The following is a 24,275-nucleotide window of genomic DNA, read 5'->3' on the forward strand; positions in this document are numbered from 1 at the left end:
TCCTTTTATTTGTGTTTTTTCGGATTACCTTATGATAACCCTTACAAGCTATGATTATAGCATAAACCCTTTTTTATTTCAATAGTTACACACCTTGTATGCGCCTTCTTTTTTGAAAAATTAAGGAAAAACGGCACTTTTGGGCTGTGAAATTACCTGTTTTTTTCAAAAATAAATAGAAACAAGTTGAACTCGCTTCCATTTATTGATTAATCTTTTTTATCAGCCTTTTTTCTTTTCAAAGCCGCTGTTTGTTTTCGAAGCTCATTAAAGAATGGTGCCGTAGTCAAACTGAAGTTTTTATAGTTTCGAAGCATACGACGTTGGTTAAAACGAAATGGCTGTACTCCTTTTTCTTTTAATGTATCATTAATATGAAGTCGCAGATTATCCAAACGCTTACTGAAGACTTCGGCTTGTTTTGACAAGTCTCCCACTTCATTTTTAACCGTTTCTCGTAATTTTTCTTGCTCTGCACGAACATATTTTTCAAAAGCTTGCGCTGCTTGTTGGAATTTCACCGTATCAAGGACTGTCCAAATCAAATCAGCTGTCATAAGACAAACAATCCCTAATGCTATCCATTGATTCAAATGATTTATCAAACGCATCACATCAGGCTGAATAAATTTAACAAGAATAACAATGCTAAATCCCCAAAAAAGAGAAATTCTTGGGGCAATCCAACCTTTAATATTTCCAACTTCATTGGTGTAATCCCAAAGTTTCATGTGGAAAAAGGTCTCCAGCAACCAAGCTGCAATAAATTCAAATATCGTTGCTACAAGCATACCACTAACAAAGAGACCTAAAAGATTATGCTGAAAGGGCTGTGTTGCTAACAAAACAGTTGTCACCGCAAAGCCATAAACTGGGCAATACGGTCCGACCAAAAAGCCACGATAAGCAAACTTTTTATCTTTTATAGAACAATAGATGGTCTCCCAAAGCCAACCGATGAATGAATAGATAAAAAATAAAAAAATAATATCCGTCACAGAATAGCTCATAAAACTCTAACCTCTAAAATTCAAACTATTCTCATTATAACAAAAAACCTAGAACAAGACTTGTCCTAGGTTAGGTTTTACATATTTTCAATAAGTTTTGCAGCAAACTCACTTGTTGAGCAAGCTTTTCCACCCTGAGCTAAATCTGCTGTGAATTGACCTTTGGCAAATGTTTTTTCAATTGCTTGAGAAATCAAGCTAGCAACTTCTGTCCAGCCGATGTAATCAAACAACATACAGCCTGACAAAAGAACTGAACAAGGATTAGCAATATCTTTTCCAGCAATATCTGGTGCTGTTCCATGAGTCGCTTCAAAAATAGCATGACCAGTCACATAATTGATATTAGCACCAGGTGAGATTCCGATACCACCAACTTGAGCAGCAAGAGCATCACTTGCGTAGTCACCATTAAGGTTTGTCAAAGCCACAACATCAAACTTTTCAGGGTTAAGCAAAATTTGTTGCAAGAAGTTATCGGCAATAATGTCATTCATAACCAATTTTCCACTTGCCAATTCATCTGCGTATTCGCGTTCTGCTAATTCATAACCCCATTTTCGGAAGCCACCTTCAGTGAATTTTTGGATGTTTCCTTTGTGAACGATTGTGACATTTGTTAATTGATTAGCAAGAGCATATTCAATAGCAGAGCGAATCAAACGTTCACTGCCTTCTTTTGAAATTGGCTTAATACCAATGCTACTTGTTTCAGGAAAACGAATCTTGCTGACAGACATGTCATTTTGCAAGAATTCGATGACTTTTTTCACTTCAGGAGTGCCAGCTTCCCATTCAATACCAGCATAAATATCTTCGGTATTTTCACGGAAAATAGTAATACTTGTTTTTTCTGGTTCTTTAAGTGGACTTTCAATTCCTTTAAAATAACGAACTGGACGAACACAAGCATACAAATCCAATTCTTGGCGAAGCGTTACATTTAGTGAACGGATTCCGCCACCAACTGGTGTTTCTAGAGGACCTTTAATAGCAATCAAATCTTCTTTAATCGTATCAAGCGTTTCTTCTGGTAACCATTTACCAGTTGCTTCATGCGCTTTTTTACCAGCTAAAAGTTCATGCCATTCAACTTTCTTTTGACCTTGATAAGCTTTTTCAACAGCAGCATCAAAGACAGCACGCGCATTTTTCCAAATGTCACGTCCAACACCGTCCCCTTCAATAAAAGGGATAATTGGATGATTAGAAACGACCAATTGGCCATTTTCTAAAGTGATTTTATCAGCCATAATTTTCCTTTTTCCTTTCGTAATCTTTTTTTAACGATCTTCAAGTGGAACATATTTCAAACCAAGTTCACCTTTATAACGAGAACGTGGACGAATCAATTTATTATGTTTTTGTTGTTCTTGAATATGAGCAATCCAACCAGCAACACGACTCATGGCAAAAATCAACGTAAAGATTGAACTATCAATACCAAGCACATGATAAACTGTCGCTGAATAGAAATCGACATTTGGAATCAAACCTTTAGTATGTTTCATGTAATCTTCAATTTCACGAGACAAGTCAAACCAAATTTCATTTTCAGTTCCTTCTGTTAAAGCTTGAGCCATTTCACGAAGATATTTTTCACGTGGGTCTTGTGTTTTATAAACGCGGTGGCCAAATCCCATGATTTTTTCTTGTGAATCAAGTTTTTCTTTTAGATAAGCTTTAGTATCACCCATTTCACGGATTTCAGTCAACATGTCGAAAACACGTTCATTAGCGCCACCGTGAAGAGGTCCTTTAAGGGTACCAATCGCTGTTGTTACACAAGAATAAATATCAGCCAAAGTTGACGCACAGACACGAGCGGCAAATGTTGAGGCATTTAATTCATGATCAGCATGTAAAACCAAAGCTCGATTTAAAGCTTTAACTTGCAATTCTGTTGGTTCTTCACCATTTAGCATATAAAGGAAATTGGCGGCAAAGCACAAGTCCTTGCGTGGTGCTACTGGTGTTTTTCCTTCACGCAAACGAGCAAAAGCTGCAATGATGGTTGGCATCTTTGCCATTAATTGAATAGATTGTTCGTAAGTTGCTTCTTCTGAGTTATCTTCTGCATTAACATTGTAAACTCCGAGCAAACTAACTGTTGAACGAAGAACACTCATCGGATGCAAATGATTACGTGATTGAATCATAATACATTGCACAACAGCGTCACTGATAGCGTAATTATCACGAAGTAATTTTACAAAATCATCAAGTTGTGTTTTATTTGGCAAATGAAGGTTCCAAAGAAGGTAAATCACTTCTTCGAAACTTGCGTCATTGTCCATCAATTCTGAAATATTATAACCTGCGTAAGATAGATTATCATTAATAATCGAGCTAATACGGGTATTACAGGCGATTAAGTCTTTTAATCCACTTGATCCTGTCATATATTAAGCACCCCCTAATTTCTTTCTAACAACCATTGGTAGAATTCCACCGTTTTTGTAGTAACGGATGTCAGCATCCGCATCAAAACGTACCATGGCTTTAAAGTGTTTTTCACCTGATTCATCACGTGCAATCACATCAACAATATCGTGAATACCAGGATTTTCTGAAAGGTTAATATCGTATGTTTCGTAACCTGTTAATCCAAGGCTTTCTGCTGTTTCACCTTCTAAGAATTGCAATGGCAACACACCCATCATAACAAGGTTTGAGCGGTGAATACGTTCAAAACTTTCAGCAAGAACAGCCTTAACACCGAGAAGATTTGAACCTTTAGCAGCCCAGTCACGACTTGATCCCATACCGTAATCTTTACCAGCAATGACCAAAGTGTCAACATTATCTTCTTTATAATGCATAGCTGCATCATAGATTGGCATCAATTCACCGTTATATTTTGTATAACCACCAATTTTACCATCGGCTAATTGGTTTTGAATACGGATATTGGCAAATGTTCCGCGCATCATGACTTCGTGATTACCACGACGACTACCATATGAGTTGAAATCAAGGTAATCTACACCGTGTTCAGTCAAGTATTTAGCGGCAGGGCTATTTTTAGCGATGTTACCAGCTGGTGAGATGTGGTCAGTTGTGACACTATCACCAAATTTAGCCAATGGTTTAAGGTTCTTAAGTGGTTTGATTGCTAAATCATCACCCAAGTGATCAAAGTATGGTGGATTTTGGATGTATGTTGACGCTTCATTCCAATGGTAAATTTTACTTTCTTCTGTTGGAATTTGGTTCCATTTTTCACTATCTGTAAAGACATGTTCATACTCATGTTCGAACAACTCACGCGTGACAAATTGATCAACATATTTTGCCACTTCGTCATTTGTTGGCATAATGTCTTTAAGGTAGACTGGTTCATTATTTTGATCAAAACCAAGCGGTTCTGTTGTCAAATCGATGTTAGTATTTCCAGCAAGTGCATAGGCCACAACAAGCGGTGGGCTAGCAAGGAAATTAGCTTTGACAAGTGGATTAACACGTCCTTCAAAGTTACGGTTACCTGATAAAACAGCTGACGCTAGCAAATCAGTATCAGTAATTGCCTCGGCTACTTCTGGACGAAGGCTACCTGAGTTACCGATACATGTTGTACAACCATAACCAACAATATTAAAGCCAAGTGTATCTAGATAAGTTTGCAAACCAGAGTTTCGAAGATAACCTGTCACCACTTTTGAACCAGGAGCAAGTGATGTTTTAACTGTCGGAGCTACGCGTAGACCTCGTTCAACAGCATTTTTAGCAAGTAATCCAGCTGACATGAGTACGTAAGGATTTGATGTATTCGTACATGACGTGATAGCTGCAATTGCCACATGTCCAGTCTTAATCTCAACATCTTGATCTTCAAAATGAACAGTTGCTGTTTTATTAATTTCATCAGCTGTTAGACCAAATCCTTGAACACCTGCTTCACGTACCAAACTTTCTTGGAAAGTTTGTTTAGCTTGTGTCAAATCAATCAAATCTTGTGGACGTTTTGGTCCAGAGATACTTGGTGAAATAGTAGATAAATCAATTTCAACGACTTTAGTGTATTCAGCTTGATGTTCTGGATCGTAGAAAAGATTGTTACGTTTAGCATATTCTTTTGTCAATTCGATGTGAGTTTCATCACGGTTTGTCAAACGCATGTAGTTAAGTGTTTCATCATCGATTGGGAAATAACCACATGTTGCACCGTATTCAGGAGCCATATTAGCGATAGTTGCACGCTCTGCAAGGCTAAGATTTGAAAGACCATCACCAAAGTACTCAACGAATTTGCCGACAACTTTTTCTTGACGAAGGACTTGTGTCACTTTAAGTGCCAAGTCAGTTGCAGTCGCAATCTTAGGCAATTTACCTGTCAAACGGACACCGATGACTTCTGGAATTGGGAAGAATGACGCTTCACCAAGCATAGCTGCTTCAGCTTCAATACCTCCAACACCCCAACCAAGCACACCAATACCATTAATCATTGTTGTATGACTATCAGTACCAAACATTGAATCAGGATAAAGCATGCCATCTTTTTCAATAACAACATCGCTTAAATATTCAATATTAACTTGGTGGATAATCCCTGTTGCTGGTGGAACAGCGCGATAGTTATCAAATGATTTTTCTGCCCATTTCAAAAATTCATAACGCTCATTGTTACGTTTAAATTCCATGTTAATGTTATCTTCTAAAGCTGTGTCACAACCGAAGAAATCGACTTGAACACTGTGGTCAATAACCAAATCAACAGGAATTTCAGGATTAATAAGTTCTGCATCACCACCGTTTGAGACAATGGCATCACGCATTGAGGCAAGGTCAACCACAACTGGTACACCAGTGAAATCTTGTAGGATAACACGACTTGGTTTGAAAGGCACCTCGCCTTGGATGTTTTTAGGATTGTAAGTTGCTAAATTTTCAATGTGAGATTTTGTGACATCTACTCCATCATACTTTCTGAGTAAACTTTCAAGTAATATACGAATAGTGTAAGGGATTCTTTTGATATTTCCTCCATAATGAGAAACGGCTTCTTCAAGATTAAGGTAAGAATAGTCATTCTCTTTGAAAGAAAATTTAGATAAGAACTCTGTCATGTACGGACCCCCGATTATAATTATGGTGTTTTAATTATACAAAATTCAGAAAATTTTGTCAACATTAATTTACAGGTATATGTTAGGTTTTCTGACACAACTTGTCACCTTGTTGGTCGTTTTCCAAAAACGCTTGATATCACTACATTTTGTATCGCTTTCAACAACAAGGTACTATATGTTGTGTTTTTGTAAGCCTTTTTGTTTGCTTTTTTGGTAAATTTTGGTTATTCTAATTAAACATTGAATTAAAAAAAGATATCGATTTATGGAGGAAAGCCTAATGGCTAACAAAATTACACTTTTTTCAAAAAATAATTGCATGCAATGCAAAATGACCAAAAAGCTTTTAGAAAAAGAGGGGGCTGATTTCCAAGAAATTAATATCGATGAGCGTCCAGACATGATTGATTACGTTAAAAGCCTTGGTTTCACTGCTGCTCCAGTTATCAAAGCCGGCGATATCGTATTCTCTGGCTTTCAACCAAGTAAGTTAAAAGAAATTGTTTAACTACACTACTTCCATCTTTAATTAGAAAGGAATTACCTTGCCCGACAAACGAGCTTGGTATCTTACTTTATGAGTCTTAAAAATCTCGGCGATGTATCATACTTTCGCCTTAATAATGAAATTAACCGTCCAGTCAATGGACAAATCCCCTTAAATAAAGATAAAGAAGCTCTGAAAGCCTTCTTTTCTGAAAATGTCATTCCCAATACAATGACTTTCAAGAACATTTCAGAAAAAATCAGCTACTTAATCACAAATGACTACATTGAAGCTGAATTCATCAGTAACTATTCTCCAGAGTTCATTGAATCATTATCTGAAGAATTAAGATCTCACAATTTCCGCTTCAAATCATTCATGGCAGCCTACAAGTTTTACCAGCAATATGCATTAAAAACAAACGACGGTAGTCAATACCTTGAAAGCATCGAAGACCGTGTCCTTTTTAATGCACTCTATTTTGCCAATGGCAATGAGACATTAGCTCGTGATTTAGCCACTGAAATGATTAACCAGCGTTACCAACCAGCTACTCCTTCTTTCTTGAATGCAGGTCGTAGTCGACGAGGAGAATTTGTATCGTGTTTCCTAATTTCAGTTACTGATGACATGAATGCTATCGGACGTTCTATCAACTCAGCTTTGCAATTGTCACGTATCGGAGGCGGTGTTGGTATTAGCCTTTCAAATCTACGTGAGGCTGGTGCTCCTATCAAAGGTTACGAAGGCGCAGCATCTGGTGTGGTACCAGTCATGAAGCTCTTTGAAGATAGCTTTTCGTATTCTAACCAACTGGGGCAGCGCCAAGGTGCTGGTGCGGTTTACCTGGATGTTTTCCACCCAGATATCATGGCTTTCTTATCTACTAAAAAAGAAAACGCTGATGAAAAAGTGCGTGTCAAAACACTGTCACTTGGAATCACTGTGCCAGATAAATTCTACGAACTAGCACGTAAAAATGAAGACATGTACCTCTTCAGTCCATATAGTGTTGAGCGTGAGTACGGTGTTCCTTACAGCTATGTAGACATCACAGCAGAATACGACAAAATGGTTGCTAATCCTAACATTGTTAAAACTAAGATTAAAGCGCGTGATTTGGAAACTGAAATTTCAAAACTCCAACAAGAATCCGGCTACCCTTATGTGATTAACATTGACACAGCTAACCGTACTAATCCAATCGATGGTAAAATCATCATGTCAAACCTATGTTCTGAAGTTCTTCAGGTTCAAAAGCCAAGCATTATCAACGATGCCCAAGAATTTGTCAAAATGGGGACAGATATTTCATGTAATTTAGGATCAACTAACGTGGTTAATATGATGACTTCTCCAGATTTTGGTCGCTCTATTAAAGCTATGACACGCGCTCTAACTTTTGTTTCAGATACGTCATCAATTGAAGCTGTGCCAACAATCAAGCATGGGAATGAACAAGCTCATACCTTTGGACTTGGTGCTATGGGACTTCACACCTACCTAGCTCAAAACCATATTCACTATGGAAGTCCGGAATCTATTGAATTTACAAACATCTATTTCACGTTGCTCAATTACTGGACATTAGTCGAATCTAATCAGATTGCCCGCGAACGCAAGCAGACATTTGTAGGATTTGAAAAGTCAAAATACGCGGACGGAAGTTACTTTGATAAATACATCACAGGTGAATTTGTACCAAAATCTGACCGTGTTAAAGAACTTTTTGCGAATCACTTTATCCCTAGTGGAAAAGATTGGGCTGAGCTTCGTGATGCTATTATGACAGACGGGCTCTATCACCAAAATCGCTTAGCTGTTGCCCCAAATGGTTCTATTTCTTACATCAACGATGTCTCTGCTTCACTTCATCCAATTACACAACGTATTGAAGAACGTCAAGAAAAGAAAATTGGTAAGATTTACTACCCTGCTGCAGGTTTGTCTACAGATACTATTCCTTATTACACTTCTGCTTATGATATGGATATGCGAAAAGTGATTGATGTTTACGCTGCAGCTACTGAACACGTCGATCAAGGATTATCACTCACATTGTTCTTGCGCAGTGACATTCCAGAAGGACTCTATGAATGGAAAACGCAAAGTAAACAAACTACTCGCGACCTGTCTATCTTGCGTCATTATGCTTTCAATAAAGGTCTTAAATCAATTTATTACATCCGTACTTTCACTGATGATGGGGAAGAAGTTGGTTCAAACCAATGCGAAAGCTGTGTGATTTAACTGAACACTTGTTATTGGTACTAAAAAACCTAATAACAAGACGGCAACCGCTATAGCGGATTCCCTAGTTCACTTACTAACTTCATCAAATGACTAGTATCGAGTCATTTGGTTTTGTGTGATAACTGCTATGTGACGACTTGAACCGGTACAACTTAAAGAACTTCAATTGAAGCGCCAGTCTTCTGGCTAGCTTTCTTATAACTACTCTTAGGAGAAATCAGAAACATGACTACATATTATAAAGCCATTAATTGGAATGAGATTGAAGATGTCATTGATAAATCAACTTGGGAAAAATTAACAGAACAATTCTGGCTAGATACACGTATTCCGCTTTCAAATGATTTAGATGACTGGCGTAAACTCTCAGACCAAGAAAAAGATTTGGTTGGTAAGGTATTTGGTGGCTTAACTCTTCTTGATACCATGCAATCAGAATCTGGTGTTGAAGCTATTCGTGCAGATGTCAGAACACCTCATGAAGAAGCTGTTCTCAACAATATTCAATTCATGGAGTCAGTCCATGCCAAATCTTACTCTTCTATTTTTTCAACCCTGAATACAAAATCAGAGATTGAAGCTATTTTTGAATGGACAAATAACAACGAATATTTGCAGAAAAAAGCTAAAATCATTAATGATATTTATGAAAATGGTACTGCTCTGCAAAAAAAAGTTGCCTCAACTTTCCTTGAAACCTTCCTCTTCTATTCTGGATTTTTCACCCCTCTTTATTATCTTGGTAACAATAAATTGGCAAACGTCGCTGAAATTATCAAATTAATTATCCGTGATGAATCTGTTCATGGCACTTACATTGGTTATAAATTCCAGCTTGGTTTCAATGAATTATCCGAAGAAGAACAAGAAGAATTGCGTGACTGGATGTATGATTTACTTTACCAACTTTATGAAAATGAAGAAAATTATACTAAAACACTCTATGACGAAGTGGGCTGGACCGAAGAAGTTCTGACTTTCTTACGCTACAACGCTAATAAAGCTCTTATGAACTTAGGCCAAGATCCGCTATTCCCTGATAGTGCTAACGATGTCAATCCAATCGTCATGAATGGTATCTCAACTGGTACTTCTAATCACGACTTCTTTAGTCAGGTTGGAAACGGCTACCTTCTTGGTTCTGTCGAAGCTATGCAAGATGATGATTACAATTATGGTCTTGATTAGCATTTTCAAAAATTTTCAAAAATAAATTAGAATTTTCAAAAAATTGTTGCGAAGTGTCTTGACAAGAAACTTTCTTTCATGCTAGACTATAAGCAAAATATAACTCACAAAGGAGTGCCTCTGGCTGAGATCGCATTTGCGAAATCCTGATAACCTGATCTCGTTAGGACGAGCGTAGGGATTGTGACATGACTTTTTTAAACTTGTTTGAAATCGCATTGAACATATTATCAGTAAAAAGCTCCTTTGTATTAGAAGGAGCTTTTTATGTCGTCAAAGAATTCTCAATTGTCTGCTTTAATTGAGACTGCACTTGTTGCTGCTTTTGCCATGGCCTTATCTTATATCCCAGATTTTGCTAGTTGGTTCACCCCTTCATTTGGTACTGTCCCTGTCGTTCTCTTTGCTCTAAGACGTGGTCCAAAATATGGAACTTTGGCTGGTTTGATTTGGGGATTACTTCATTTCATTTTAGGAAAAGTTTGGTACTTGGCTTTATCACAAGTTATTATTGAATACATTATCGCCTTTATCTCGATGGGATTAGCTGGTTTTCTATCTGCACCATTTCAAAATGCTCTTTCTAAAGATAACAAGGGACGCGCTTTAATTTACTCAACTATCGGTGCGATACTTGCTGTTTTCGTCCGCTATTTCTGGCATTATGTAGCAGGCTTTATCTTCTGGGGAAGCTATGCTCCAAAAGGCATGTCTCCCTACTGGTATTCATTTACCGTCAACGGAACAGCTGGACTATTGACTTTGATTTTTGTCATTTTAGCACTTGCTATTATCATACCAACACAAGGAAAACTTTTCTTGGTAAAAAAATAACTATTCCTCTTTAAGCGTAACACTACAAAAGCTAAGGCTGCTTGCCTTAGCTTTTTGTCATGTCTTCAATTTAGAGTTGTTTTGCCAGATTAATCATTTCAAGTACACCTTGTGCACATTCGCTACCTTTATTTCCAGCTTTTGAACCTGAGCGTTCGATAGCTTGTTCGATATCTTCTGTCGTAATCACGCCAAACATGACTGGAATATCACTCGTAAGATTGATTTGACCAACACCTTTTGCCACTTCATTACAAACAAGGTCATAATGACTAGTTGACCCACGGATAACACTTCCGAGTGTGATAACTCCATCGTATTTGCCAGTCGCAACAATTTTTTTGGTCATGAATGGAATCTCAAAAGCACCTGGGACCCAATAAACATCAATATCTTCTTCAGCTACTTCGTTGCGAATCAAACCATCCATGGCACCTCCCAATAATTTTGAGGTGATAAATTCATTAAAACGTGCGACTACAATAGCAATTTTTAAGTCTTTTCCGATAAATTTTCCTTCAAATGTTGTCATGATTTTTCTCCTTATACGATATGTAGTAAATGATGAAATTTTTCTTGTTTGGTTTGCAAATAAGCACGATTTTCTTGATGGGCCGGCATCTGCAAAGGCAAGCGTTCAACAATCTCAACGCCAGATTTTTCAAGTTGCTCTAACTTGTCAGGATTGTTAGTCAATAACTTGATTTGCTTAATATTCAAAAATGATAGAATATCTGCCGCAATTTGATAATCGCGCTCATCTGGTGCAAAACCAAGTTCAAGGTTGGCATCATAGGTATCCATACCTTCTTCTTGCAACTGGTAAGCCTTAAGTTTGTTTTTAAGTCCAATGCCACGTCCCTCTTGTCGAAGGTACAAAATAGCTCCGCGCCCAACTTTATCAATTTGGTGCATTGCTGCATGTAATTGCTCACCACAATCACAACGTAAAGAACCAAAGATATCTCCTGTCAAACATTCGGAATGCAGACGAACTAAAAGCGGTTCATCACTTGTTAAATCACCCTTTGACAGCAAAACATGCTCACGGTGTTCTTCATCTTCAAACAAGCGCAACTCAAAATCACCATAAGCCGATGGCAACTTTACCTTTGGGCTATCTTGAAAACTCACATAACGGGCAATATCACCCACTTCAATCATGGTCAAATTCCATTTCTCAGCATACGTGTATAAATCAGTCTTACGGGCCATAGTGCCATCTTCTTTTAAAATTTCACAAATATATGCAGCTTCTGTACTACCAGCCAAACGCACCAAATCAAGGCTGGCTTCGGTGTGCCCTCGACGTTGCAAAACACCGCCACTTCGTCCCACTAAAGGAAACATATGCCCAGGGCGATGAAAATCGCTAGCTTTACTACTTTGTGATGCCAAAGCTTGAATAGTTTTAGCACGATCAAATGCTGAAATACCCGTTGATGTCTCCTTGTGGTCGACACTAATAGTGAAGGCTGTGCCGTGTGCATCAGTGTTTTCTTCTGACATTGGAGATAGTTCCAAATGCTTAGCAATACGTTTTGATACTGGTGCGCAAATCAAGCCACGCGCGTGCGCTGTCATAAAATTCACATTTTCTGGAGTTACCAATTCTGCTAAACCGACCAAGTCTCCTTCTGCTTCGCGGTCATCATCATCAACCACTACAATTAATTTACCTGCTTTTAAATCAGCAAGTGCTTTTTCAACATCCTTAAACATTTATTGTCCTCCCATTTTTGCCATTTGTGCTTGCATGTATTTGGCTAAAATATCTGTCTCAATATTGACCTTATCACCTTTTTTAAGCTGAGCCAGATTCGTTTCTTTAGCTGTGTGCGGAATCAATGACACAGTAAACTGTCCTGACTTGACAGATGCCACCGTCAAACTAACACCATTAACTGCAATTGACCCCTGACCCACGATTTGACCTTCCAATTCTTTTGGAAAAGCAAAACTAAGCACAATAGCATTTTCATCACTTTGTTTTTGAACAAGTGTCGCAACGCTATCAACATGTCCTGTCACAAGGTGCCCTTCAAAACGAGCCTTAGCAGACATTGCTAACTCTAAATTAACCAAATCCCCAATACGACAAGTTGAAAAAATCGTTCTTCTAAAGGTTTCTGGCATGATATCTACCGTAAACATATCACCTGCTTTTGCTACGCAAGTTAGACAGACACCATTGATTGCCATACTATCACCGATTTTGTAATCCGCTAATAATTTTCGTGAAGCTTTGCAAGTTAATTTGATACTGTGTTGCTGTTTGACAATTCGGCTGATACGCCCTTGTTCTTGAATTAATCCTGTAAACATCACAACCTCCTTTTGACTGACAAACGCAGATTAGTGCCAATTGTTTGAACTGAAAAATCCTGCAAATCGTAAACTTGTTCAACCTGACGAGAACTTGCTATAGCAGTTCTGCCATTGCCACCAATCACCTTAGGGGTCACGTAAGAAATGAGTTCATCCCATAAATCGCTCGCTAAAAACGCATCATGAACCTGCGCTCCGCCCTCGACATAAACAGACTGAATCTTTTTCTCATAAAGCGCCTGCAAAATGTTAGCAATGGAAAAATTATCTAAAGATATGACCGTGATATGCGCAGGCAAATTCGCAACTTGTCGCCTACTAAAAATGTAAACTGGCGCTGATTGATTTTTAAAAATTTGTAACTCTCGTTTGTCAAAAATGCGTCCTGCTTCATCCAAAATCACACGTACTGGCGGATACAAACTCGTTCCAGCACCCAATAATTGTGGATTATCAATCAAAACCGTGTCAGCACCAACCAAAATGGCTTTGTAGTCATCTCGCTCATCATGAACAAAACGGTTGGTTTCATCATCAGTCAAGGCAGTTCGTTTGCCAAGCACCGCAATTTTCCCATCCAAGCTCACCGCTTGTTTCAAAACCACATAGGGGCGCTTGTATTCATGATAGAAATTATAATGCGGATTGAGTGCGCGTGCCTCATTTTCCAAAACCTGTGTGATGACATCGATTCCTTGACTTTTCAAGAATTCTAAACCTTTTCCAGCAACCAAAGGATTGGGGTCAAGCTGTCCAACAACGACCTTTTTAATGCCAGCTTCAATAATCGCCTGCGTACAAGGCGGTTGCTTCCCAGTATGATGACAAGGTTCTAACGTTACATAAAGTGTTGAATTGAGGAGTTCTTCAGGAGCTTCACAATGCAAAATCGCATTTTTCTCAGCATGCTCATAACCATACTGCAAATGCGCTCCACGAGCAATCACACGATTATCTTTAACGATGACCGCACCAACCAAAGGATTGGTATAGGTCTGCCTAAAGCCATTTCTAGCTTCTGCAATTGCTTGTGCCATATAAACTTCGTGCATATAAGCCTCCTTTCCAACAAAAAAATCCCAAGAAAAGCAAGCTTAGCTATCTAGCTAAAACTCTTTTCCCCGAGATTAGTCATTTCTGTGCCAGTATTAACCGACACCAAAACTATTAACTGCAATCAAAAACCTCGTAGCAATACACTACGAGGCAATTAAAGACAACTAAAAAAGTATTCCAAAAAGTAAGAGACTCACTCTTTGATACTCTATCAACTTCTTCTCTCATCCAGACTATACTGTCGGTTCTGGAATCTCACCAGATCAGCTTGCGCTCACGGACTTAGCTCTCTCATCTGCATGTCAGACCAAACAAGGTTGATTGATGATTTGCTTTTAGTTTAGGCGACTCCTCGCAGACATAACGGGTGTTAAGCAAAAGGCGTCAACAATGAATAAAAGCAAATACCAATCAACGAGACAACATTACCGTCGGTCGGGAATCACACCCTGCCCCGAAGAAAACTATTCAATTCTTTCTTAGATTAGCACGATTTAAAAACGCTGTCAATCATTTTTCTTATTTTCTGAAATATTTATTAACAAAACGAATGTTCGCAAGGTTAATGTAGAGATAGATTACTGTCGCAACGACAAAACCTGACATAACATCAATAGAGCTCACAATTGCTAAAATGTATAGAATCACATAAACAATTGGTAAAAATTGGTTCAGATTGAAAACAATTAAGAAAGCTTGTTCATAATTTGCTTGAAGTTCACCTTCATCATAAGAGTAAGCAAATTCTTTTACTTCTTTAATTGTTGGCATAGCTGATAATTTGTAGTGACGAATTTTTTGAATTAATTTAAATATCATCACTTGGAAAATAATTAGCAGAACTAGGAAAATGATATCTTTTACATATGCTGTAAAATTAAGGGCAGCACCGCTAACAATTCTATCATGGAAACCGTAAACATCACCAAATATTGAAAGGAGAATTAAGGCTGCTGAGGCATTGTAGAAAATTGTTGCAAACTCTAAATTTTTAAATGTCTTGCGATAAATCTCATAATTATCATCTTCATCAGCATCATCACCCATGCTTTCATAACGATTATGGTAATGATTTGCTTGATACACGAACCATAATGTGACAAAAATTGAAATAGTAGTAATCCCATAAGCCAAAACCATAAAAGTATCATAATTAAACGTTAACACGTTATCACCAAAACCAACACCAAAAAAACCAGTAAGCCCACCTACAAGTGCACTCGTTATGGCAATTCCGAGGTACATTAGGATACGTTGTTTAGTTGTTAATTGTTTTGCTTTTTTCATTCTTCTTCTCCCTCTTCATCAAGACTAAAAACATTTTCGACAGGTTCATTAAATATGTGTGCAATGCGTAGAGCAATAATCACTGACGGTGTATATTCGTTACGCTCTAGGAGACTAATGGTTTGTCTAGAAACCCTAGCTAGTTTCGCTAATTGAGTTTGATTTAACCCCTCACGTGCACGCAATTCTTTAAGACGATTCTTTAAGACCAAAATACCCTCCATTCTAGTAACTAACACTACTACTTATTTTTTGATTTCTTCTTCCGATCAAGTCTTTTTTCTCCTTTTCCCTTTTGTTGATTTGATTATAACATCGTTTTTTATTTTTGCCATAATTGATGATATGTTTGTCAAATAAAGACTCAGTTAATAAAACCGAGTCTTTATTTCCTACAAACTTTTAATCATTTCAACCAATTTTTGAGCATGTTCTTGTGATTTTTCAACCAACTCTTGTGCTTTATCCGCATCCTCGCGTAGTGAATACGACACACCATGTGTGACAATATGACCAACAAAGTTAAGCTGTGTCAATTTCGCAGTTAAACGAATCGGTGCCAAAAGGTCTTCAATTGTCGTTCCAGCTTCAGCACTATAGGCCGCTTCACCAGCTCCTGTCGTCAATGATGCAATCAAAACTTTCCCTTTTAATGCATCACCATTTGAACCATGTGAAAAACCATGCACAAACACTTTCTCAATCCATTTATTCATCAATGATGGTGTCATATACCAGTACAAAGGATATTGAAAGACAATGACATCCGCCCAACGAAGCTTATCTTGCTCAGCAGCCACATCAATCTGATAATCAGGATACAAATTACTCAAAATATCCAATTCAACTTCTGGATATAACTTTTTAATTTCTTTTAAAATAGTTTTATTAGCTAAAGAATCATTTTTCAAATCAGGGTGTCCTGAAACAACAAGAACTTTTTTAGACATATTTACACCTCTTTTTATTTTCAGAAAATTATATATATTTTAACATAATTTGTCAACCAACGTCTCTTCTAACTAGACAGCACAAATAAATGAAGCTGAGCTCATTATCTCAGCTTCTTTCTCTTTACGCAAAAACATCTTTTAAAACAGCGACACCTTGGTCAATTTGCTCTTTTGTCAAAGTCAATGGGGGTAAAAGACGGATAACATTAGTACCAGCTGTTAAAACAACTAATCCTTTGTCACGCGCTTTTTCAACCAATTCACCAAGATTTTCAGTCGTTTCAATACCAATCATGTAACCCAAACCACGAATATCAGTCACTTTAGCATTTCCTGCCAAGGATTTTTTCAATTCAGCTTGCAAGTAGTTTCCGTTGTCAAGTGCTTGTGGTAAGAAACCATCAGCCAACATAATATCGAGTACGCTTGAGGCTGCTGACAAGACTAATTTATTACCACCAAAAGTTGACCCGTGACTACCATATGAGAAAGCTGAACCGAGTTTTTCCTTAGCAATCATCGCACCCACTGGCACACCATTTCCAAGACCTTTTGCCAAAGTGAAAATATCTGGTTCAATACCATAATGCTCAAATGAGAAGAGCTTACCAGTACGTCCCATACCTGTTTGAACTTCATCAACGATTAGAAGAATTCCTGTTTCTTGACAGAAATTGCTCAAAGCTGTCACAAAATCCTTATCAGCAGGTCGAACACCTGATTCCCCTTGAACCAACTCTAACATGACAGCTGCTGTGTCATCAGTCACCATACTTTTAACACTATCTAAATCATTGTAAATAGCATAGCTAAAGTGTGGCACACCGTCACCAAAACCAATTTTGATTTTATCTTGACCTGTTGCTGACATTGATCCAAAGGTACGTCCATGGAAAGAATTGACAAAAGTAATGATTTCTTGTTTGCCAGTTGCTTTACGAGCGATTTTAATGGCAGCTTCATTGGCTTCAGCACCGCTATTGGCAAAGAAGGCGAGATAATCTTTATCGCCGATTAATTTGCCAGCTACTTCTTCTTGTAAAGAATTAAGATACAAGTTAGGTGTGTGCCAGATTTGTTCAGATTGTTTTTGCAAAGCTGCTTTAACTTGTGGGTGAAATCCTAGATTTGTGACACCAATTCCAGTGGAGAAATCTAGATATTTTTTCCCATCTTGGTCAAAAAGATAATTTCCCTCAGCTTTGACAAATTCAATTGCTGCACGTTTATAATTTTGAAATAGTTTCGTCATTTCTTTCTCCCATTTACATTAAGTTTTAGCTGATGATTGAAGTTCCTGTTACAAGATTGTCGCCAATCAATACTTCACCAACACCTGCTAAAACGGTATTGACAGCTGATTCAATTTTTGGAATCATGCCACCAGTAATAATTCCTTGAGCAATTTTCTCTTGAAATTCTGTCGATGTTAAACTATCTAGCACAGCTCCATTTTCCAAGACGCCTTTAACGTCAGTCATAAGGACCAATTTCTCAGCTTCCAAAGCTACAGCGACTGCCGTTGCCAAATAATCAGCGTTGATATTGAGCATTTCGCCTTGTTCAGAATAACCAATAGAGGCCAAAACTGGCAACATATGATTATCGAGCATTTGCTCTAAAATCGGCGTTTGAATATGAGACACATCACCAACATAGCCATAGGTATTTTTATCAAGGAAGTCAGCTTTAACCACCCGCTTAAGTCCTGATAAAAGTTGAATACTATCAACAGACGATTGGTTCAATCTTTTAGTCAAATTGTGACCAACCATATTTAAAAGTGCATAGCTAACTAATCTCATATCAGCTTGACTTGTTACACGAAGCCCATTGATTTTTTTAACTGGAACATGATTATCTTCCATCAATTTATTAATGGCATAGCCACCACCGTGTACGATAACAACTTTCTTACCATTATCTTTCCAGTCTTTGACTTGATTAATAAAATCTTGTGAAAGGTGTTGACTAGCAACTCCTCCAATTTTAATCACAATTGTATCTTTCATGGTCTTATCCCTTTATGTACGATAGAGGGCATTGATTTTCACGTAATCGTATGACAAATCACAACCCCACGCTTTTCCTTGTACTTCACCTGCATGCAAATCAACAGTGATAGTAATCTCATCTTCGTGCATGACATCTTGCATCTCTTCTGCTTCAAATTCAACGGGACTTGATTTTAGCATGACTGGAACATCGCCTAGATAAATGTCAATGTTATCTACGGGTACATCAACACCCGCATAACCGACAGCCGCTAAAATACGTCCCCAGTTAGGATCTTCACCAAAAATCGCTGTCTTAACAAGACTTGAACCCACAACACTTTTAGCCATCATACGGGCATCAAGGGCATTTGGAGCATTTTTGACTTTTACTTCAATGAGTTTGCTTGCCCCTTCACCATCTTTAGCAATCATTTTAGCCAATTCTTGCATGACATAATTAAGCATGGCTGAGAATTTATCAAATTCAGGTGTATTTGGCAAAATTTCTTCGTTCAAAGTACAACCATTTGACATGACAAGAACCATATCATTTGTTGATGTATCTCCATCAACTGTAATTTGGTTGAAGGTTGTTTCAACATTTTGGCTAAGGGCTAGTTGTAAAGTTTCACTTGAAATATTAGCATCACAAGTGATGAAAGCTAGCATTGTTGCCATGTTAGGGTGAATCATCCCTGAACCTTTTGCCACACCTGCCATGGTTACTTCGTCACGTCCAAAGCTTTCTGTGACCGCAACAGTTTTAACCATGGTATCTGTTGTTAGGATAGCTTTTGAAAAATCATCTGAATTTCCATTAACAACAAGTTTTGAAAGACCAGTTTTAAGTGTATCCATTGGTAACAAATCACCAATAACACCAGTAGATGCCACACCGACCAAATCAGGTTCAACACCAAGCTTTTCAGCTGTCCATTTTTGCATAGTGTAAGCATCTTCCATCCCTTGTACACCAGTACAAGAATTAGCAACACCTGAATTAACAACGATAGCTTTCATTTTCTTAGCTTTTTTAACAGACTGGCGTGTCACAATCAATGGCGCTGCAATAACTTTATTAGTAGTATAGACACCCGCTACACTTGCTGGAACTTCTGAAACGATCCATCCAAAATCCAATTTTCTTTTCTTAAACCCAGCATGTAATCCATCTGCTGAAAATCCAAGTGGGCTTGCTACATTGCCTTCAATAACTTTCATTTTCTATACCTGAAACACTTAAAGCAAACTCATTCTTTCAAAAATACTTTAAGCGTCCTTCCCTTTCTATAAATAATTCGGTGAAATCAATAAACCTTCTGTTTCATCCCAACCATTCATGAGGTTAAGATTTTGTACAGCTTGACCAGCAGCACCTTTAATCAAATTATCAATAACAGATACTACTGTCAGTACATTAGTCACTTCATTGTAAAGAAAACCAATGTCTGTAAAGTTCGAACCAATCACATTGTGCAATTCTGGCAAATCATCTTGCACACGAACAAATGGTGTATCCTTGTAAGAATCCTCATAAATCGCAAAGAGATTAGCATTTGTTAGTGGTTTTTTCAATTTAAGATAAACGGTAGACATGATGCCTCGGTTAACTGGCAATAATGATGTTGAAAATTGAATGTGATTAACCTCGTCATCGAACAACTTCAACTCTTGCACAATTTCTGGAATGTGCTGGTGACGATTCAACTTGTAAGTCACGTAATTATCATGCACATTAACAAAATGACTTGATTCAGAAAGAGCTTTACCAGCACCTGTCAAACCACTTTTAGCGTCAACGATGATTGAATCTTCCTCAACCACACCTGCTTTTAGCAAAGGAATCAAAGCCAATTCAGTTGCTGTAGCATAGCATCCTGGGTTTGAAATAAATTTCTTATCCTTAACATCTGTAAATTCAGCCAAAGAATATGTAAATTTATTCAGAGCCTCATCACTTGCTGGTGTTTTTTTATACCATTTTTCATAAAGGTAAGCTGGCAAGCGATGGTCTCCCGATAGATCAATAACTGGAAAATCAGCCTCAACAAATGGCTGTGCTAGTTTACTTGCCACACCACTTGGAGTCGCAAAGAAGACTAGATCTGATTTTGCCATGATTTTTTGAGCATCAAATTCTTCGATGGCCAAGTCACACACACCAACTAAGTAAGGGTATAACTCTGATAATCGTCGACCGATTTCCTTAGTTGCATGAATCGAAGCAATCGTAACTTTTTTATGATTATTCAATAATTTAACTAATTCTAGACCACTGTATCCAGTGATACCAACAATCGACACTCTCATAATATACACTCCTTGAATAAATATGTATACAATTTTATAGTATATTTATTCATAAGTCAAGTGTTTTTTGCATAAAATATTAAAAAAGCACGAATTTTCATTCGTACTTTCATTATTTTTCAAATAATTTCAGCTCGCTAATTCGTTCGACAGCTTCAATGAGACGTTCTGGTTCAACCAATAAACCTATTCTGACATAACCATCTCCTGCTTGTCCGAAACCTTTTCCTGGTGCGACCGCTACATGAGCTTCATTTAACAGTAAATCTGCGAAACTTTCACTATCATAACCTTTTGGCACAGGCATCCAAGCATAAAATGATCCTTTTGAGTCAAAGGCACGCCATCCAATTCTCTCTGCTGCCTGAACAAAAGCATGACGACGTTCATCATATTTGTGGTTTAGCTCAGCGATGGCTGACTTCGCTTTTTTATCTAGTAAGGCTACAGCACCAGCGTCTTGGATTGCCGGAAAAATACTAACAAAGAGGTGATCTTGTAGGAGATTAAGAGCTTCAATCATCTCAGTATTTCCTGCAGCAAATGCCAAACGCCAACCTGCCATGTTAAAAGTTTTCGAAAATGTGTAAAGTTCAATACCAACTTCTTTTGCCCCAGATGTTGATAAAAAGCTTGGATTTTGGTAACCGTCTGCTCCCAAAGCCCCGTATGCAAAGTCGCTAACAACACCGACCTTGTATTTTTTCGCCCAAGCAACCAATTCCTCGTAGAATTCTGCTGTCGCCACAGCTCCCGTTGGGTTATTAGGGTAATTAACATAGATAAATTTAGCACGTTTGGCCACTTCTTTTGGAATAGCTGACAAGTCTGGCAAGAAGTTATTTTCAGCTTTCAAAGGGAAGGTTTCATATTCGATTTTCCCTAATGCAACACTAGAAAGGTAATCTGGGTAACCTGGGTCTGGCAACAGTAGCAAGTCTCCTGGATTCATCATTGCCAAAGGAAACTCAACCAATCCAATCTTTGCACCACCAAGAACACAAATTTCCTTTTCACTGTCAAGACTTACCTGATAATTTTCCTTATAAAATTGACTAGCTGCTTCTTTAAAATTAGCATTCCCACGAAATTGCGAATATTTATGAGAAGCTGGATCTTTAGCCGATTCAATCAAAGCCTCGACAATGTAATCGTAAGTTGGCTGATCTGGATTTCCTTGTCCAAGATTGATAACGTCATAACCTTCTGCCACTTTAGCATTGACTTTTGCGACAAGACTAGCAAAAAACTGTTCTGGTAATTCTTGTAAAATATTTGATTGTGAAAACACCCTAATGCCCCCCCCCCCTTAATGATACAAATCTGGTTTGCGGTCTTCAAAAACTGGAATGTGACCTCGAATTTTTTCAACTTCTGTCAAATCAAGGTCAGCCGTAAAAATGCCTTCTTGATTGTCTGGCGCCTGCAAAATCACCTTCCCTAAAGGATCAATCACCAAAGAATGCCCTGAAAAATGATCAGCAAGACCGTCACCCACACGATTGACCGCAACAACAAAAGCTTGATTTTCAACCGCACGCGCACGCAGTAAAATCTCCCACTGTTCTACACGTGCTTCTGGCCACTCAGCAACGGCAAATAAAAGCTTAGCTCCGCTTGCCATCAAGGTTCTCACCCACTCTGGAAAGCGAATATCATAACAAATGACACTAGCAGCCTTGACACCATCTAAATCAAAAGTACTCTCTTTACTACCTGATTGTAAATACTCATCTTCTGACATTAAGCCAAACAAATGTACCTTATCGTATTCAGTCAGTATCTTTCCATCCCGATTAAAAACGTAAGTCGTATTAAAAAAGCCAGTTTCTTTCTTTGTTGCAACAGACCCTGCAACCAGATTTACACGATGCTGTTTAGCAAAGGCAGCTAATACAGCTTTTGTTTCTTGTCCATCCTCATCAGCAACACTTGATAATTGATCCAATGCATAGCCTGTATTCCACATTTCCGGCAAAACAATCACATCTGGCTCATCAAGCAGAGCTTTTTGCAATAATGCCAAGACATTTTGGATATTCTGCTTTGGCTTGGCCTCCTGAATAGACATCTGAATTAGTGAAACTTTCATGATTTCCTCGATTCTATCTGCTATGAAAATTTTCTGAAATCTTAGTGACTATTATAACAGTCTGCTAAGCCCCCGTAAAATAGTTATTTTAAATGGACTTGATAGTTAAAAACTATAACCAAAAAAGCCCACCACCAGGTGAGCTTTCGGGATATTTTATGCTAAAAAACATTGTTCTGCTTGAACTAAAATTGAATTTGGTTTATTATACGATGCCAAAACTTCTTGAAATACTAACTTACTTTCACTTATACCTTGTCCTCTTTCTAGATAATAACACGATAAATAACGCAGACGCTTTTGGCTAATCTTATCTAATTTATCCAGGTTAACTTTAGCAAATAAGTCTCTAGACATCCTTTTGTACATTAAAGCTTCTAAAGTTACTAGTAAGCAATAGTAATAATTTCGGTTAAACTGATTGCTTGGCTCCATCTCAGTCAATCTTTGGTATAGATTTCTAACCTGCGCTACTTCTCCTTGTAATAACCACGCATAAATCAGATACAATAAAAAAGTATTGATCATATAGTCAGGAACATTTTGACTCTCTAGAGTGCTACAAACTTTTGAAACTTCATCAAAAGTCTCATCACTATATTCTTGCAATAATTTCCTAGATACGTTTTGATATAAAAGAAATAAATTATCTCGCACTAACAACTTATAACTTTTAAAACCATCATTACACAGACCAAAAAAGTTCAGAGGAAGTGCAGTTGCTAAAAAGAGTAAAAAACTACAATAGCCAAAGACTGTTAGTATATCTAGTTTCAAAAATAAAACCAAAGAACCAATCAAACTAAATAATGGACCACCAACTAATAATTTTAGAATGGCTTTTTCTGGATAATTTGTAACCTTGTAGCGATAAATACCACCATAATACATCCAGTTATCATTAAATCTCACACGAAATCCATTTTCAAAATCAAATTTGATAAAGCCAATTATCAAATAAGAAGGTTTAATTCCATTTAAGTAGCCAACTATCAGATGCCCTAATTCATGAAAAACATTAGCAACCATGATACTAAAGTAGCTAACCATCACATCTTTTCGTGCAGTTGGTAATAGTAATAATAAAAAAGATAATCCTGAAATCGTTAGAAAAAATGGCGAATATAGTTTTCTCATATCGTAAATCTCCAGCTCCCAAATTTCTAAAAATATACCAATATTTTACCATATCATCATTAACCAAAAAAGCCCACCTCCAGGTGAGCTTTCTTTTGTTTATTTTCTTTCTCGCAATGCTTTAATCAAACTATTTAGTAGGCTACATTCTGCAAAGAGAATGACGATAAGTACCCAGTTTACCTTTCCTTGGATGCTATTGACAATAAGCACTCCAGCAAGGATTATGATTGTTACACTGATTAAGGCAATGGCGAGTTTTAGAAAGATA

22 protein-coding genes and 2 riboswitches are annotated in these 24,275 nt (G+C 37.6%); of the genes, 4 read left to right on the forward strand and 18 right to left on the reverse strand.

Annotated elements, in window-relative coordinates:
* Positions 1-209: 209 nt before the first annotated feature.
* The 4 genes from JG537_RS06150 to acnA all read right to left on the reverse strand — a co-directional run bounded on the left by JG537_RS06150 (position 210) and on the right by acnA (position 6,079).
* Complete coding sequence (locus tag JG537_RS06150; RefSeq protein ID WP_199544335.1) at positions 210-1,010, reverse strand: putative ABC transporter permease; 801 nt, start codon at positions 1,008-1,010, stop codon at positions 210-212.
* Between the two features lie 77 nt (positions 1,011-1,087).
* Positions 1,088-2,263 (reverse strand): NADP-dependent isocitrate dehydrogenase, encoded by a 1,176-nt coding sequence (gene icd / locus JG537_RS06155; protein WP_199544337.1) that lies wholly within the window; start codon positions 2,261-2,263, stop codon positions 1,088-1,090.
* Between the two features lie 30 nt (positions 2,264-2,293).
* Entirely contained in the window at positions 2,294-3,412 is a 1,119-nt protein-coding gene (locus JG537_RS06160; RefSeq protein ID WP_199544338.1) for a citrate synthase, read from the reverse strand.
* 3 nt (positions 3,413-3,415) lie between these two features.
* Positions 3,416-6,079, reverse strand: a complete 2,664-nt coding sequence (gene acnA / locus JG537_RS06165) for an aconitate hydratase AcnA (RefSeq protein ID WP_199544340.1) — start codon at positions 6,077-6,079, stop codon at positions 3,416-3,418.
* Between the two features lie 283 nt (positions 6,080-6,362).
* On the opposite strand from acnA, the gene nrdH reads away from it, so the two are divergent.
* From nrdH to thiT, 4 genes are all read left to right on the forward strand, one after another.
* Positions 6,363-6,590, forward strand: coding sequence for a glutaredoxin-like protein NrdH (gene nrdH, locus JG537_RS06170; RefSeq protein WP_074481950.1), 228 nt, complete (start codon positions 6,363-6,365; stop codon positions 6,588-6,590).
* Positions 6,591-6,659: 69 nt separating this feature from the next.
* Entirely contained in the window at positions 6,660-8,819 is a 2,160-nt protein-coding gene (nrdE, locus tag JG537_RS06175; protein WP_199544342.1) for a class 1b ribonucleoside-diphosphate reductase subunit alpha, read from the forward strand.
* Positions 8,820-9,047: 228 nt separating this feature from the next.
* Positions 9,048-10,010 (forward strand): class 1b ribonucleoside-diphosphate reductase subunit beta, encoded by a 963-nt coding sequence (gene nrdF / locus JG537_RS06180; protein ID WP_199544344.1) that lies wholly within the window; start codon positions 9,048-9,050, stop codon positions 10,008-10,010.
* Positions 10,011-10,110: 100 nt separating this feature from the next.
* Positions 10,111-10,208, forward strand: a riboswitch (TPP riboswitch).
* 69 nt (positions 10,209-10,277) lie between these two features.
* A complete protein-coding gene (gene thiT, locus JG537_RS06185) occupies positions 10,278-10,844 on the forward strand; it encodes an energy-coupled thiamine transporter ThiT (protein WP_074869132.1) in 567 nt (188 codons plus the stop codon).
* A gap of 70 nt (positions 10,845-10,914) precedes the next feature.
* Here the strand turns inward: thiT and ribH are convergent, their stop codons facing one another.
* The 14 genes from ribH to JG537_RS06255 form a co-directional block, all read right to left on the reverse strand.
* Positions 10,915-11,376 carry a 6,7-dimethyl-8-ribityllumazine synthase gene (ribH, locus tag JG537_RS06190; protein WP_132868926.1) on the reverse strand — a complete coding sequence of 154 codons (462 nt, stop codon included), beginning with the start codon at positions 11,374-11,376 and terminating at the stop codon, positions 10,915-10,917.
* Positions 11,377-11,387: 11 nt separating this feature from the next.
* Positions 11,388-12,566: a GTP cyclohydrolase II gene (gene ribA / locus JG537_RS06195; protein WP_199544346.1), complete on the reverse strand. Its 1,179-nt coding sequence runs from the start codon at positions 12,564-12,566 to the stop codon at positions 11,388-11,390.
* A complete protein-coding gene (locus JG537_RS06200) occupies positions 12,567-13,169 on the reverse strand; it encodes a riboflavin synthase (protein WP_199544347.1) in 603 nt (200 codons plus the stop codon).
* Positions 13,169-14,224, reverse strand: coding sequence for a bifunctional diaminohydroxyphosphoribosylaminopyrimidine deaminase/5-amino-6-(5-phosphoribosylamino)uracil reductase RibD (gene ribD / locus JG537_RS06205; RefSeq protein ID WP_199544349.1), 1,056 nt, complete (start codon positions 14,222-14,224; stop codon positions 13,169-13,171). The genes JG537_RS06200 and ribD overlap by 1 nt, the downstream gene beginning before the upstream one ends.
* A gap of 216 nt (positions 14,225-14,440) precedes the next feature.
* A riboswitch (FMN riboswitch) is annotated at positions 14,441-14,694 on the reverse strand.
* Positions 14,695-14,747: 53 nt separating this feature from the next.
* Positions 14,748-15,515 (reverse strand): DUF3169 family protein, encoded by a 768-nt coding sequence (locus tag JG537_RS06210; RefSeq protein ID WP_199544350.1) that lies wholly within the window; start codon positions 15,513-15,515, stop codon positions 14,748-14,750.
* Entirely contained in the window at positions 15,512-15,727 is a 216-nt protein-coding gene (locus tag JG537_RS06215) for a helix-turn-helix transcriptional regulator (protein ID WP_286782918.1), read from the reverse strand. Before JG537_RS06215 ends, JG537_RS06210 begins: the two co-directional genes overlap by 4 nt.
* A gap of 180 nt (positions 15,728-15,907) precedes the next feature.
* Positions 15,908-16,465: an NAD(P)H-dependent oxidoreductase gene (locus JG537_RS06220; protein WP_199544351.1), complete on the reverse strand. Its 558-nt coding sequence runs from the start codon at positions 16,463-16,465 to the stop codon at positions 15,908-15,910.
* 124 nt (positions 16,466-16,589) lie between these two features.
* Entirely contained in the window at positions 16,590-17,720 is a 1,131-nt protein-coding gene (locus JG537_RS06225) for an acetylornithine transaminase (protein ID WP_199544352.1), read from the reverse strand.
* Positions 17,721-17,745: 25 nt separating this feature from the next.
* On the reverse strand, positions 17,746-18,480 hold the full coding sequence (gene argB / locus JG537_RS06230) for an acetylglutamate kinase (protein WP_199544353.1): 735 nt from the start codon (positions 18,478-18,480) through the stop codon (positions 17,746-17,748).
* 12 nt (positions 18,481-18,492) lie between these two features.
* Positions 18,493-19,686 (reverse strand): bifunctional ornithine acetyltransferase/N-acetylglutamate synthase, encoded by a 1,194-nt coding sequence (argJ, locus tag JG537_RS06235; RefSeq protein WP_199544354.1) that lies wholly within the window; start codon positions 19,684-19,686, stop codon positions 18,493-18,495.
* Between the two features lie 66 nt (positions 19,687-19,752).
* The gene (argC, locus tag JG537_RS06240; RefSeq protein ID WP_199544355.1) at positions 19,753-20,775 is read right to left on the reverse strand and encodes an N-acetyl-gamma-glutamyl-phosphate reductase; all 1,023 of its coding nucleotides are present in this window, start codon (positions 20,773-20,775) and stop codon (positions 19,753-19,755) included.
* 112 nt (positions 20,776-20,887) lie between these two features.
* Complete coding sequence (locus tag JG537_RS06245; RefSeq protein ID WP_199544357.1) at positions 20,888-22,066, reverse strand: aminotransferase class I/II-fold pyridoxal phosphate-dependent enzyme; 1,179 nt, start codon at positions 22,064-22,066, stop codon at positions 20,888-20,890.
* A gap of 18 nt (positions 22,067-22,084) precedes the next feature.
* Positions 22,085-22,867 (reverse strand): carbon-nitrogen family hydrolase, encoded by a 783-nt coding sequence (locus tag JG537_RS06250; RefSeq protein ID WP_132869885.1) that lies wholly within the window; start codon positions 22,865-22,867, stop codon positions 22,085-22,087.
* A 156-nt stretch (positions 22,868-23,023) separates the two neighbouring features.
* On the reverse strand, positions 23,024-24,004 hold the full coding sequence (locus JG537_RS06255) for a site-2 protease family protein (RefSeq protein ID WP_199544359.1): 981 nt from the start codon (positions 24,002-24,004) through the stop codon (positions 23,024-23,026).
* Positions 24,005-24,275: the final 271 nt, after the last annotated feature.

The organism is Streptococcus vicugnae (genome assembly GCF_016461705.1).
In the GTDB taxonomy this organism is placed as follows: Bacteria; Bacillota; Bacilli; order Lactobacillales; family Streptococcaceae; genus Streptococcus; species Streptococcus vicugnae.